Genomic DNA, 14,440 nt, shown 5'->3' on the forward strand with positions numbered 1-14,440 from the left:
TTCTATAAAAAGCATTAAAAAAGAACTTAGATGATTTCTAAGTTCTAAGAAAAATGAATCTCTTTTACACTCGCTATTTTTGCAAACCATTGTAATACACCATTGTGATGATCAATAATTTGTTGAGCTGTTAAACCATTCGAACCCCAAGTACTATGTCCATCAGAAACTAACGTAATATCAAACCCCATACTAAAAGCTCGTCGACAAGTTGTGTCTACACAAATATCGGATTGGATTCCAGCAATAACAAGATGATTTATTTTATTTTCCGCTAGTTTTTCAGCTAAGCTTGTATGAAAAAATGAATCTGGGGTAGTTTTTTGAATGATTTCATCACTAGCCATCGGCTCTATTGCTGAATGGATTTCCCAACCTTGCGTTCCTAATTCCAATGGATGTCCTTCACGTCCATTATGTTGAATGTACATGATCGGTACAGATTTCGATCTAGCTCGTAAAATTAGTTGTTTCAAGGTGTTTAATAGACCCGAGGCTTTGTATACTGGGTCTTTTTCAGAAAACATACCATTTTGTACATCAATGATAAGTAATGCTGATTTATTCATTTTGTAACCTCCATTTTTTAAGACCTTTACCCCTTTCAAGTATTTTCTTCACATAAAATTAGATCGAGACTTTGTTTACTTGCCTCAATTAACTTCCTATCATTGTGATCATAACCGTACATAAGAAGTATGATTGTCGTAAATACAGCTTTAAATTTCGCTAACAATAAAGTTTCTTCATCAACTTTTCCATAATGGCTAAAAAATATGTTCCTGCCTTCAGGAGGTAAAAAGCTATATACTATACTTAAATCAACAGCAGGGTGTCCGATATGAACGTCTCCCCAATCAATGAATCCTGAAACTGTGTTGTTCTCATTTACTAGTAAATTACGAATATGAATATCACCATGTACAAGTGTGCTTTTTTGCTCTACATCAATATGATTAACTTGCTCTATGTATGACATTAATGATGAGACTTGATCATATAATTGTAGCGTTTTTATTTGATCTATATATTTTTCTACTACTGGCTTCCTCTTCATAATATCTAATCGTTTTAGTTCATCAAACGGTACACCTAACAATCTAGCTTTTTCTTCAGGAAAGTTATGGAGAGAGCGGAGAAAAGTTGCTAGTATTATTGCAGAGTTCATTCTTTCAAGCTTTGACAATGTATTTGGCGGTGTACCTTCAACACGATAATACCCAGTAAAAGGCCACGGATACTTTCCATTAACACTTTGCCCAAAGAAAATAGGATGTGATATCGCTTGTGGAAGAACTGACGACAAAATAGGAAGTAAGCTATTTTCTGTATTTAATAAATCAACTGCGATCGTCCTTCGTGGAAATCGAAAGACATACTTTTCATTAACGAGATAAACAGTATTATCAAAACCTTTCCCCATTAATGAAACCGTAACAGGATATAGATCCGGGAACTGTGTTTCAATTAAATTCTTAGCGAGCTCTGGCGACACAACTTGTTCAGCATCCCACGGATTGGTCATACGTTACACCTCCAACTTAATATCAATATATAACACAAGATTGGCAATTTCTATATAAAACAGTTTTAAACAAACGTTTGTTTAAATATTTGTTAACTTTTCAAGTTCTCAAGTACAAGTACTTCAGTTCCTACCGTGACAAACGACATGCTATGAAAGAATCATTGAAATATCACATTATTTCGTGTATAAACAATACACAGGCATTAAACATCATAGATAAATCAACATGGAGGAATCGAATGCAATATCATACTCATCTAGCATTTTCAGGAATGGTAGGGTTATCAATGATGGAATGGGCTCAAGTTCCTGACCCAGCATCATATTTTATAGGGCTAGCCATAGGCGCTCTCCTACCAGACATCGACCATCCAAAAAGCAAAATAAGTAACAAAGTTCCGATCTTACCATCAATTATTTCAACGTTTTTTACTCATAGAACGTTTTTTCATAGTCTACTTTTTGTAGGAATATTAACTTTTTTATATGACTTATTACCTGCTTCCCTCGTGACAGGAATCATATTTGGAACTGCTTCACATATCTTAGGTGATATGCTTACACCAGCTGGGGTAAAGCTTTTTTATCCATTTGGACGTTATATTCGTTTACCATTAACTTTTAAAACAGGAGGTAGCATCGAGCAAATTTGTTTCTTTACGTTTATTTTTATCTCGTACAAGCTTATATCCTAAATTATACATTTTTCTAACTATAGGAATCACATTTATATGTGGTTCTTGAAAATTAGAATATAGCATAGGAACAATTCCTAAGCTTGAACATCGGTGAATGAGGTGGAGACTCCACTCTACCTCATTGAAAGAGCTCACCTTAGACGTGATAAATTTAATCAAAATAAACAGGAAAATCAAATAAATGATCACTCAATAACAACATATAGCCTTTGCCCACCATCTATAATCACTACACTCATCTGCTTTCACCTAAGAAGGATACAAACTTTTGCTAAAACAGTCTTATGTTTTTGAACTATGAATATAATATTCTACAAAGAATCCATTCTTATAGCTTTACATTTTATTATGTAAATTGTATAGGGGGGGGTAAGTAATATGTGGTGGATTTTATTAATTATTTTTATCATTTTAGTATTACTAGTTATTGTCAACTTGTCCTTAAGGGACAATAATAAAGATGATAAACCTCACCGTTTCCCCAGTGATTATGATGGTGGTGGTGGCGGAATCTGAAATATCCCTTTAACAATTTGAACTTTGTAATTACTACATTAGTAATAGATGATTTTAATAGACTTTAAATGTGAAAAGATGTCCCTAAATATAATCATGTTGCTCTTATTACAAAAAGCAACCATTAATGTAAAAACAGCCAAAGTAAAAGAAAAGAGTTAGCTAACCACTTTCGTTAAATTATTTATTCCAATCTTCAAATCGTATAAAAGTAATAACGATTTGTTTCTCTTTTGAAATTGTTTTTTCATAAATTCTCTGAGCTGTTATGTTATCTTCAGCTGTTTCAAGTAATACTCTCTTTGCTCCAGTATTTTTTCTAAGGTTATTGCTCTGTTTAGTAATTTTTCGCCAATTTCTTTACCTCTCGCAGCTTCTTTCACATACAAATCATTTCAACACCCATGTCTTCCTCATATTTATAGAGGAAAATGATGGATGCAACTGAACGAAATCAAGAGGACCTCCTCCATTAAATGCAATAAATATGACTGATTCTTTATTAATCAACCTTTCTCGTAACAACTTCCTTGCACCACCAACATCAGACTTTTGCTTACCGAAAACTCGATACAAATCAACTAATTCCGTTAACACTGCAAGCTACCGCACTGTTGCCTTAATAATCTATATAAATCATAAGCCTCCATTTTCCTTCAATGGTTTTACTTTACCATTTATTGATAATAAAATGAAAGTAGTTTAGTAATTCTATTAAACACCTTTATTCATTTCAGTCCCTTGAATTAAACGCTATCCATATACTTTGTTTTTTTTACATATATAAGACAGCAATCGTTTTATTTGTCATTGTTGTTCAAAATTTAAGATGCCATAATCTCTTGTTGTAACCATATATTTAAACATTCGTACGAAAAACAGCCTTCAACTACTACTTGAAATATCGAATGGCGTTATTCAACTATCAGTTGATGTACACTAAATGATTAAATCGATACAATTAAAGCATCAAAAATTAAAGAGGTGATAGTTTTGTTTGACATGAACAAGATTGGTAGAAAAATTGCACAATATAGAAAGTCAAAAAAAATTACGCAGATGGAGTTAGCAGATAAACTGGGAGTTAGCTTTCAAGCAATTAGTAATTGGGAATGTGGTAAAACGATGCCTGATATATCTAAACTGCCTGAACTTGCTCAAATATTTGATGTGACAATTGATGAGATCCTTAACAACGGAGACGGAACACAATTAATAAAAAATATAATAGAGGATAATACATCTGAATATTTAGAACAAAATGATGTTTCTGTAGAAGAATTTTCAAATGTCGCACCCTTAATTCAAACAGATAAAGCTGATGAGGTTTTTCATACCATTAAAGATAACCTTTCAAATAAAGAATTATCATCTATTGCTCCTTTTGTTAGTCAAGACGTTATTGATGATTGTGCTAAAAAAGAGTTTGAAATCAATGGTATTAAAGGTCTTACGGCAATTGCGCCTTTTATTAATCAAGATGTTATTAATGATTTTGCTAAAAAAGAGTTTGAGGTCAATGGTATTAAAGGTCTTGCAGCTATTGCTCCTTTTATTAACCAAGATGTTATTAATGGTTTTGCTAAAAAAGAGTTTGAGATCAATGGTATTAAGAATCTTACAGCTATTGCGCCTTTTATTACTCAAGATGTTATTGATGAGTGTGCTAAAAAAGAATTTGAGGTCAATGGTATTAAAGGTCTTGCAGCTATTGCCCCTTTTATTACTCAAGATGTAATTGTTGATTATGCAAAAAAAGAGTTTGAGGTCAATGGTATTAAAGGTCTTACAGCTATTGCCTCTTTTATTACTCAAGACGTTATTAATGATTGTGCAAAAAAAGAGTTTCGTGTTAATGGAATTAAAGCTTTAACACCAATCGCACCTTATTTAAGTAGTGATACGTTAAGTGAGCTCGCAAAATACAGCTATAATGAAAATGGCATAAGCTCATTAACTTCTATATGCCCTTTTATTGACAAGGAGTTGATCAACGAACTCGCTTTAGATGCTGTTTCAAGTAAAGGAATTTCAGAGATATTACCAATTATCGCCTTTGTTGATCAAGGTTTAATTAATGATTATGTTAAAAAAGGCATGGAGCTATAAGTTAGATAAGCTGTTTGATGTAAGATAGTTTAATTACTGCTATAATCTATTTAAAAGAGGGGGATCAACGTTGATCTCCCTCTCTTTATAATAAATTGTTTGCACAATAATTGTTGCTTTTCGTATTAATAAGTAAGTCCTTATAACCTATAATAATGTCCATTGCTTAAAGTTATTTGTTCCTGTCCTAATTTAGTCTCAATAGCAACAAAGGTTTCCTTAAATGGCCTTATGAAAAGCCCCTATTACTAATACATGATAAATCCCATTGCTTTACGAACTTCAGCTATGACCAGTTCAGCCGATTTTTCTGCCTTCTTCTGCCCCATCTTTAAAATATCTATTACATCAACATCTGAGTATTGTACTTTTTGTTCTTGAATGGGAGCCACAATATTAATAATAGATTGAGAGAGCATGTTTTTACAAACAAGACAACCTATTTCAGCATTTTCACACTGTTGTTGAATGTCCTCTACAATCCGTTTTTCTGTAAAATATGAATGTAAATGAAATACATTACACCCATCCTTAGTTGGATTACCCGGATCTGAACGGTATATTCTATTAGGATCTGTATATGCTCTCTTGACCTTGCTTTGAATGATTTGCGGATGATCTGTCATACTAATATATGAATCATCTGAATCAGATTTACTCATCTTTCCTTTCCCAGATAAGGATGGAATTCTTACAGCATTGTCAATAATAGACTGTGGCTCAACAAAAACCTCACCATATAAATGATTGAACTTGCGGACGATCTTTCTAGCAATTTCTAAATGGACAAGCTGATCTTCTCCAACTGGCACTACCTCACCTTTATGAATCATTATATCTGCTGTCATTAGCACTGGATAACCAACTAAACCATAATTAACATTACTTGGATGCCGTTTTGCTTTTTCTTTAAATGTGGGGCAACGCATTAATTCTCCCATTGGCATAACCATGCTAAAGTATGTGTGCAATTCACATATATGTTTAGCAATTGAAGACTGTGCATACAACATACACTTTGTTGGATCAAGTCCAGCCGATAAGTAATCGCGAGCAGCATTTATGACATTCTCTCTTAATCTTTCACCTTGACGATGAGTTGTTAATGAGTGAAGATCAGCTATAAAATAATGGGCATCATACTTATTTTGCAGTTCGATTAACCCTTTCATTGCACCATAATAATTCCCTAAATGTATATTTCCCGTTGGTCGTATTCCCGACACTAATTTAGTCATCAAAATCCCTCCATTGATAAATATGAATGTTGTTATATGTCATTACATTTAACCTACACCACCAACCATCTTCCATAAAAAATCACTCCTTTCAGTGATGAACTTAATTACGCTAATTGCTTTAGTTTCTTGTCTAAACATGTGCATTTACTATCCAAAAGTGGACGTTTACTGTCCAACGCGGGCGCTTTCTATCCAAAAGCAGGCACTTTCTGTCCAAACATGGACGTTTACTGTCCAAACGCTGCACTTTACTGTCCAACTAAGGGACTTTACTATCCAAAAATGGACGTTTACTGTCCGAACGTGGCCGCACTTTCCAAACGTGGTGGCTTTCTGTCCAAATACCTTATTCTCAATTGTTGCGAGGAGATACTCCCATCTTGTAAACTAAAAAACCGCGGGCCCCTGTCCTATAAAAGGACGAGAAACCCGCGGTACCACCTTCATTAGCTTTTCATACATGCAAAAAAGCTCGCTTCACAAACATATCAGTACAACGTATTGTACGAATATGCGCCTCTTTAACGCAGAGGCATGGTCGCCAAAGCCTACTTGAACAAATCTTTCGGTTTGGAGCTCAGGAGCCCATTCAGTACAACTTCCGCTACTGACTTGCACCTGCCGTCAGCTCTCTAAAACTTCCGTCATACTTACTCTTCTTCTTCATTGCTTCTTCCGAGAATTCATAATTCTGAATTCTTCTTTTATTGTTAAAAAATATTACCACATGTCATGGAAAAAAACAACAGAAGGTGGCTCAAAAAATGTTGATCGCAGCTCTACAGTTTGATTTTAAAACCCCACAGTTAGAACTCCAGATTCAGATTTTGAGTCACCTTCGTATACGATCATATAAAATGTCTATCAGAAAAAATTATAGCGTTTCTGACGTTGTTTTTGCTTGCATATGAAGTAGTAAGTAATCAGGTCCACCTGCTTTTGAGTCTGTACCTGACATGTTAAACCCACCAAATGGCTGATAACCAACGATTGCACCCGTACAACCACGGTTAAAATATAGGTTACCTACATGGAAATCTTCACGTGCTTGCTCAATATGGTCTCTGTTATTTGTAATAACTGCACCAGTTAAACCATAATCTGTATTATTAGCAATGTCCATCGCATGATCGAAATCTTTTGCCTTACAGAATGCAACGACTGGTCCAAAGATTTCTTCCTTCATAAGACGAGCATCTTCTGCAACATCTGCTACTACAGTAGGTTTAATAAACCAGCCAGTTGAGTCATCACCTTCACCACCAGCAACGATCTTACCTTCTGATTTAGCAATTTCAACATAGCTCATCACTTTGTCAAAAGCAGCTTGGTCATTTACAGGACCCATAAACATACCATATTCAGCTGGGTTCCCAACTGATAATTCTTTCGTAAGCTCTACAACTCTATCTAATACTTGGTCATATGCTTCTTCAAGAATAACAGCACGAGAGCAAGCTGAACATTTTTGACCGGAGAAGCCAAATGCTGAAGCTACAATTGATTGTGCTGCTAATTCTAGGTCAGCTTCTTTATCTACTACTATCGTGTCTTTTCCACCCATTTCAGCAATAACACGTTTTAACCAAAGTTGTCCATCGTGAACTTTTGCTGCGCGTTCATTAATACGTACACCTACATCACGAGAACCCGTGAAACTTATGAAACGTGTACGAGGGTGATCCACCAAGTAGTCACCAACCTCTGCACCACTACCTGGAATGTAGTTTACAACGCCTGCTGGAAGCCCTGCTTCTTCTAGTACTTCCATGAACTTCGCTGCAACAACTGGTGTTGTGCTAGCTGGTTTTAATAAAACGGTATTTCCAGATACAAGTGCAGCTGTTGTCATACCAGCCATAATTGCAAACGGGAAATTCCACGGTGATATGATGACGCCTACTCCAAGAGGTATGTAGTTGTATCGATTATATTCAATTTTGCGACTTTCAATTGGAACACCATCTTTTAACGATAGCATTTGACGTCCATAATATTCCAAGAAATCAATAGCCTCAGCAGTATCAGCATCCGCCTCTCTCCAAGGTTTACCTGCTTCTTTAACAAGTAATGCTGAAAACTCATGCTTACGACGTCGAATGATTGCCGCAGCACGGAATAAAATGTCCGCTCGCATTTCTGGCTTTGATTTACGCCATGTTTTAAATGTTTCGTCAGCAACTTGCATTGCTTTTTCAGCAAGTTGTTGATTAGCTTTTGATACAGTACCAATTAGTTCATCTTTTTGTGCAGGATTTACTGAAGTGATTTTATCCTCAGTTGTAATTCGTTCCCCACCAATAATTAGTGGATAATCTTTACCTAAATAAGATTCAACAGTTGCAAGCCCTGCTTCAAATGCTTGTTTGTTTTCCTCTACAGTAAAGTCAACAAATGGTTCATGCTTGTATGGTAATACCATTTTTCGTTCCTCCCCACTGTTTTAAGCGTTTACACACATTACATTTACCATTCTAACTGATAAAACCAGTTACATCAAACATGGTGCAAATAGTCGGAATTTTAAAAAGAATAGTACACTTTAACTATGCTCTTTTTATTCAGGTCATAGTACAATTACACGTAAAATAAGAGAGTTTGTAACATCATCATTCTGTTTAGACTCAGTTACTAAGTGACGTAATCCAAAGCAGTGTAGCTGTCCATGTAACCATTTTTTAGAAGATAAGATGTTACGAAACTCTCGATGTATTTTCGTACTTGTTTCTGAGACTTATTATTGAAAAATATGAACGAAAGGTTCTTCTTCACCAGCTTCACGAATAACAATACTTTCTTGGCCTCTAACTGATGATATATACATCTGCAAGGAGATATAGTTAGGGAATATTTCCATAGCCTCATTTGTTACGTATTGCGTAAAGCCAATGACTTCTGACTTACCGTAAAATTGCATCGGTATTTCTATCGTCATTTGTTGAAGAGTATCATCTTTGTAGAACCCTTTGCCGATAATGCCTGTGTAGTTTGGAAAAAATTGAGCAATGCTATCTTTAAGCCTATTAAATGTAACGACATCCTCACGATGTTCGTTTTCAGCGTCGTCGGAAGGAAATAAATAATATTTTTCATTAATATCAGACCATTTATCAATAGATGAACTATCTGCTTTAACATTTCCTTGTGTAAAGAAATTTCCGGGTACAATCGAAGATTTGCTTTGTTGCTCAAATAATGCAACAACAATTGGAATATTCCCAAGCCCGTCTATTAATTTCACTCGCCTTACAACTTCTTCGGCAATCTTCTTACCCTCTTTCTCAAGCACAGATCGATCAATGTTAACTTCTCTATCATATCCTTGCTCTTGTTTGTAATAATGAACCGAGTTTAATGCAAGACCTATGACAATCCCGCCTAATTCAACAGTTTGTTCATCTTTCTCTACTAAATAATTATGTTCTAATATATGTGCAAGATAGATAGGACTTTCTTGATTTAAATCTGTGAGAGTTGCTTCAGCAGTCGTATCAATACTAGGGTTTAACCCTAAATCTACATAATTTGGATCCTCGTTAAGTTTTTCTTGAAGCTGTTCTGGTGTCAACTTTCGATTTAACCAACTTTGGACCGTCTGGCGATCTAAATACTGTCCTTCTTGGAAAAAATATTCATCTGGAGAAAAGGTATCTTGTGCAATTCGCATAAGTCCTCGTTCCACTTCATCTATGTCATATCGTGTATTGAGCCCTGAAACAACCAGCCCTCTTGATTCACTTGGTTTGATTTGATTATCCTCAGTTAAAACTGTTCGATAAAACTGATCAGAAATTTGATACTTAGGAATGATTGCTTGTTCAGTTGTATCTTCTGATTCATTAACAATTTCTTGTTGTTTCTCAAACTTCGGTGCACACGCAGAGAGTAGTAATAATGTTGATAAAGTTAAGGCAATAATTTTCCGCAATATCATACACCTCTTATTTTTCAAATTCCGTAATTAATCGTTGTTCGTCCCAAACTTCTATTGAGAGCTGTTTAGCCTTTGTTAATTTAGAACCCGCTGCTTCACCTGCAATGACTAAATTAGTACTTTTACTCACACTTCCCGTTACTTTTCCGCCTAAAGTTTCAATCTTTTCTTTTGCATCGTTTCTAGTAAGTTGTTCAAGCTTCCCAGTTAATACAACTGTTTTTCCTGCAAAAAATGAATCGCCGCTTTCTGATGGTAGGGCTTTTACTCCAGTAAAGCTTGTATTTACCCCTAAGCTGTTCAGTTCCTCAATCAATGCTTGAACTTCAGAGCTTGATAAATATGTAACAATCGATTCAGCCATTTTTTCTCCAATTTCATTTATACTAATTAACTGTTCGAATGTTGCTGCTTGAAGTTTTTCAATTGTCTCAAATTCCATAGCCAATGTCTTAGCAGCCTTTGCTCCAACATGGCGAATCCCTAGACCAAATAATAAACGCTCTAATGAATTATGCTTAGAATTGTTTATGGCTTGAATGAGATTTGTAGCCGATTTCTCACCCATACGTTCCAGGTTTAGCAACTCTTCCTTTGTTAACTTATATAAATCAGCAACATCCACAATCAACTGATTCGCAAATAGTTGTGTGATGACTTTTTCACCTAAACCATCTATATTCATCGCATTTCGAGATACAAAGTGAATCAGCCCTTCACGAATTTGAGCAGGACATTTAGGGTTAATACATCTTAACGCAACTTCTTCCTCTAACCTAACAAGCTCACTATTACACTCTGGGCAATGTGTAGGCATATGGAAGCTTAACTCATCTCCAGAGCGCTTTTCAACAATGACATTGACAACTTCTGGTATAATGTCTCCGGCTTTTTTAATCGTAACGTAATCGCCAATTTTAATGTCTTTTTCTCGAATCAAATCTTCATTGTGCAAAGATGCTCTTTGTACAGTTGTCCCAGCTACCTGCACAGGCTCTAAAATAGCTGTAGGTGTAATCACACCAGTGCGTCCAACACTAAGCTCAATTTCTAATAGCTTTGTAACAACTTCTTCAGCTGGGAATTTGTAAGCAATTGCCCAACGAGGACTTTTAGCAGTAGCGCCTAACTGATCTTGTTGTTCCAAAGAATCAACCTTAATCACTATGCCATCTATATCATAAGCAAGGTTCGGACGTTTTTCATGCCAACTTAAAACATACTCGATAACTTCCTCTATATTCCCACAAACTTTTTTCTCGTTACTCACTTTAAAACCTATATTCTCCAAAAAAGCTAACCCTTCACTATGAGACTGGATATTTGTAGCACTCATTTCCGCGATATTATATATAAATATAGACAAATTTCTAGAGGCTGCTATTTTTGTGTCAAGTTGTCTAAGCGACCCAGCTGCTGCATTTCGAGGATTTGCAAATGGTTCTTCTCCTAGCTGTATTCTGTCCTCATTTAATTTCTTAAATGAGGACTTTGGCATATAAGCTTCTCCACGAACTTCCATACTAACTGGCTTATTTAGACGCAATGGAATTGATCGAATGGTCTTTAAATTAGCTGTGATCTCTTCTCCAACGGTACCGTCTCCCCTTGTCGCACCGCGAACAAATACACCGTCTTCGTATTTGAGCGATACAGCTAAACCATCTATCTTCAGTTCACAAACATATCTAATTTCGTCCCCTACTTCTTGACGTACACGTCGATCAAAATCAAATAAATCAACTTCATTAAATGCGTTTCCAAGACTAAGCATTGGCACATCATGTTCCACTTTTGAAAATGATTCTAATACTTCCCCTCCAACGCGCTGTGAAGGAGAGTCAGTTGATTTAAGATCTGGAAACTGTTCTTCAAGCTCAAGTAATTCTTGCATTAATTGATCATATTCGTAATCAGAAACTGTCGGTTGGTCTAGTACATGATACTCATAGTTGTATTTAGTTATTAATGTACTCAATTTCTGTACACGTTTTATCGCTATTTGTCGATCCATCTGTTCACCCTCCTTCATAAATACACACTTTTAGAGTTTATATCATCGTTAATGGACAAAGAGGTTTAAATAATTCTTCTGACTTACTATTACACAAAGTAAATCTCATTAGTTCATTCAATTGTAAAAAGCCTACTTCTATACTTGACTCTTAAGATTTAGTAATAGGTGCAAATTTAGCTAACAAGCGTTTTATGCCTGTTGGACTTGGAAAAGCTATATCAAGTTCTTTCCCCTCACCTTCTCCTTTTACACTAACTACTGTCCCGGTGCCCCACTTTTTATGTGAAGCTTTGTCACCTACTTGCCACTCAATTGAATCTCCACCAGTTGATTTTGCTACCGATTTGAAGCTAGTTTTTGACACGGAACTTCTAGATGTGAATGGGGTATTTTGCTTTTGACTATCTACGATAACATCGAGTAATTCTTCAGGAATTTCTCCTATAAACCTCGATTCACTATTCATCGTCGTTCGTCCAAACAAGGTTCTCATTTCAGCATTGGACAAATGTAGTTCTTTTTCTGCACGTGTAATCCCAACATAAGCTAGTCGACGTTCTTCCTCCATTTCAGCCTCTTCATCAAGTGAGCGACTATGTGGAAAAACTCCTTCTTCCATGCCTAATAGAAATACAACAGGGAACTCAAGTCCTTTTGCTGAATGTAAAGTCATAAGAACAACAGCTTCCTTATCCTGCTCTTCCTCTTCATCTAAACGGTCTATATCTGCAACCAGAGCAAGATCAGTTAGAAATGCGACTAAACTTTTATCATCATTTTGCTTTTCAAAATTTGTTGTAACCGATAAAAATTCTTCTATATTTTCTAATCTGCTCTGTGATTCTAGCGTCTTTTCATTTTTTAACATTTCTCGATAGCCACTTTTTTCCAGGACTTCTTCAACTAACTCCGTTATAGATAAATACTCTTGCATGCTAGTCCAATGGCGAATCATATTACGAAAATCTGTTAGCGCATTTTTAACTCTCGTACTTACACCTATCATGTCTATTTCCCCAAGGGCCTGAAACAATGATAACTCATTGGCGATCGCATAGTTTGCAATTTTATCTACAGAGGCAGCTCCTACCCCACGTTTTGGTACATTAATAACCCTCGTTAGACTGATATCGTCGTCGGGGTTAGCAATCACACGTAAATAAGCAAGAATATCTTTTATTTCCTTACGGTCATAGAACTTAATACCACCAACGATTGTATAGTTGATATTTGATTTTAATAATACTTCCTCCACAACCCTAGATTGTGCATTTGTTCTGTATAAAATTGCAAAATCCGAAAGTTTCTTGCTTCCACTACCCACAAGGTCATTGATTTTTCCAGCAGCATACTGAGCTTCACTAAATTCATTATTTGCACGATAATATGAAATCTTATTACCTTCTGGATTATCTGTCCAAAGATTTTTAGGCTTTCTGTTCATATTTTGTTCAATCACCTTATTTGCTGCTTGCAAGATGCGTTTAGATGATCGATAATTTTGTTCTAATAAGATAACATTTGCATCTGGGTAGTCTTTTTCAAAAGATAGGATATTTGCAATGTCCGCTCCACGCCATCGATAAATAGACTGGTCAGAATCACCTACGACACATAAATTTTCTAGTCGTTCTGCTAACATTTTTACGAGCATATATTGGGCGCGGTTCGTATCTTGGTACTCATCAACATGAATATACTGAAACTTGCGCTGGTAATATTCAAGCACTTCTGGCACACGTTTAAATAAGTGAATAGTAGACATAATGAGATCATCAAAGTCTAGCGCTTGATTCTTTCTAAGACGGCTTTCATATTCACTATAGACGTTACTTACTGTTTCTTCATAATAGCTACCCGTTTGCTTACTATATTCTTCAGCGTCAATCAATTCATTTTTGGCGCTACTAATTGTTGATAAAATCGTTCGAGGGTCAAACTTTTTAGGGTCAATATTCTTTTCTTTAAGTATGTTTTTTACGACTGATTGCTGATCTGAAGAATCTAGAATTGAGAAATTTCGATTTATACCAATTCTGTCAATATCTTTACGTAAAATTCGTACACACATAGAATGAAACGTAGATATCCAAATTTCTTCAGCGGCTGGGCCTAGGAGTGATTGAATACGGTCCTTCATTTCTCTTGCCGCTTTGTTTGTAAAAGTAATTGCTAAAATATTCCACGGAGCAATTTCTTTTTCTGTCATCAAATATACGATCCGATGCGTTAATACCCTAGTCTTACCACTGCCTGCTCCTGCCATTATCAGAAGTGGCCCATCTGTTGCCTTTACTGCCTCTTGTTGCTGCGGATTTAATCCTGTTAACAATCTTTCACTAATATACTGCATGTCCTCACCGCCTATACAAACGTACGTTCTATTCTATCGTATAT

The 14,440-nt window shown here is 35.7% G+C and carries 11 protein-coding genes and 1 other annotated feature; of the genes, 3 read left to right on the plus strand and 8 right to left on the minus strand.

Going from position 1 to position 14,440, the window contains the following annotated elements:
• Positions 1-44: 44 nt before the first annotated feature.
• Together ACSVDA_RS13930 and ACSVDA_RS13935 are read right to left on the minus strand one after the other, a co-directional pair.
• Complete coding sequence (locus ACSVDA_RS13930; protein ID WP_485884044.1) at positions 45-569, minus strand: cysteine hydrolase family protein; 525 nt, start codon at positions 567-569, stop codon at positions 45-47.
• Positions 570-604: 35 nt separating this feature from the next.
• Positions 605-1,525 (minus strand): phosphotransferase, encoded by a 921-nt coding sequence (locus ACSVDA_RS13935; RefSeq protein WP_485884046.1) that lies wholly within the window; start codon positions 1,523-1,525, stop codon positions 605-607.
• Between the two features lie 242 nt (positions 1,526-1,767).
• On the opposite strand from ACSVDA_RS13935, the gene ACSVDA_RS13940 reads away from it, so the two are divergent.
• Positions 1,768-2,223, plus strand: a complete 456-nt coding sequence (locus tag ACSVDA_RS13940) for a metal-dependent hydrolase (protein WP_485884048.1) — start codon at positions 1,768-1,770, stop codon at positions 2,221-2,223.
• A 381-nt stretch (positions 2,224-2,604) separates the two neighbouring features.
• Entirely contained in the window at positions 2,605-2,742 is a 138-nt protein-coding gene (locus ACSVDA_RS13945) for a hypothetical protein (protein ID WP_214484006.1), read from the plus strand.
• Positions 2,743-3,132: 390 nt separating this feature from the next.
• On the opposite strand, the gene ACSVDA_RS13950 is transcribed toward ACSVDA_RS13945, so the two are convergent.
• Positions 3,133-3,339: a hypothetical protein gene (locus tag ACSVDA_RS13950; protein WP_485884050.1), complete on the minus strand. Its 207-nt coding sequence runs from the start codon at positions 3,337-3,339 to the stop codon at positions 3,133-3,135.
• Between the two features lie 405 nt (positions 3,340-3,744).
• Between ACSVDA_RS13950 and ACSVDA_RS13955 the strand changes: the two genes are divergently transcribed.
• On the plus strand, positions 3,745-4,851 hold the full coding sequence (locus tag ACSVDA_RS13955; RefSeq protein ID WP_485884052.1) for a helix-turn-helix domain-containing protein: 1,107 nt from the start codon (positions 3,745-3,747) through the stop codon (positions 4,849-4,851).
• A gap of 248 nt (positions 4,852-5,099) precedes the next feature.
• On the opposite strand, the gene trpS is transcribed toward ACSVDA_RS13955, so the two are convergent.
• From trpS to pcrA, 5 genes are all read right to left on the minus strand, one after another.
• On the minus strand, positions 5,100-6,089 hold the full coding sequence (trpS, locus tag ACSVDA_RS13960; protein WP_485884053.1) for a tryptophan--tRNA ligase: 990 nt from the start codon (positions 6,087-6,089) through the stop codon (positions 5,100-5,102).
• A 416-nt stretch (positions 6,090-6,505) separates the two neighbouring features.
• Positions 6,506-6,768: a binding site (T-box leader), on the minus strand.
• Between the two features lie 198 nt (positions 6,769-6,966).
• A complete protein-coding gene (gene pruA, locus ACSVDA_RS13965; protein ID WP_485884054.1) occupies positions 6,967-8,514 on the minus strand; it encodes an L-glutamate gamma-semialdehyde dehydrogenase in 1,548 nt (515 codons plus the stop codon).
• A gap of 315 nt (positions 8,515-8,829) precedes the next feature.
• Positions 8,830-10,020 (minus strand): CamS family sex pheromone protein, encoded by a 1,191-nt coding sequence (locus ACSVDA_RS13970; RefSeq protein ID WP_485884055.1) that lies wholly within the window; start codon positions 10,018-10,020, stop codon positions 8,830-8,832.
• A 13-nt stretch (positions 10,021-10,033) separates the two neighbouring features.
• Positions 10,034-12,040 carry an NAD-dependent DNA ligase LigA gene (gene ligA, locus ACSVDA_RS13975; RefSeq protein WP_485884056.1) on the minus strand — a complete coding sequence of 669 codons (2,007 nt, stop codon included), beginning with the start codon at positions 12,038-12,040 and terminating at the stop codon, positions 10,034-10,036.
• A gap of 151 nt (positions 12,041-12,191) precedes the next feature.
• Entirely contained in the window at positions 12,192-14,396 is a 2,205-nt protein-coding gene (gene pcrA / locus ACSVDA_RS13980) for a DNA helicase PcrA (RefSeq protein ID WP_485884057.1), read from the minus strand.
• Positions 14,397-14,440 lie beyond the last annotated feature (44 nt).

Origin of the sequence: Cytobacillus sp. Hm23 (assembly GCF_051842895.1) — a bacterium.
GTDB lineage: Bacteria > Bacillota > Bacilli > Bacillales > SM2101 > Nanhaiella.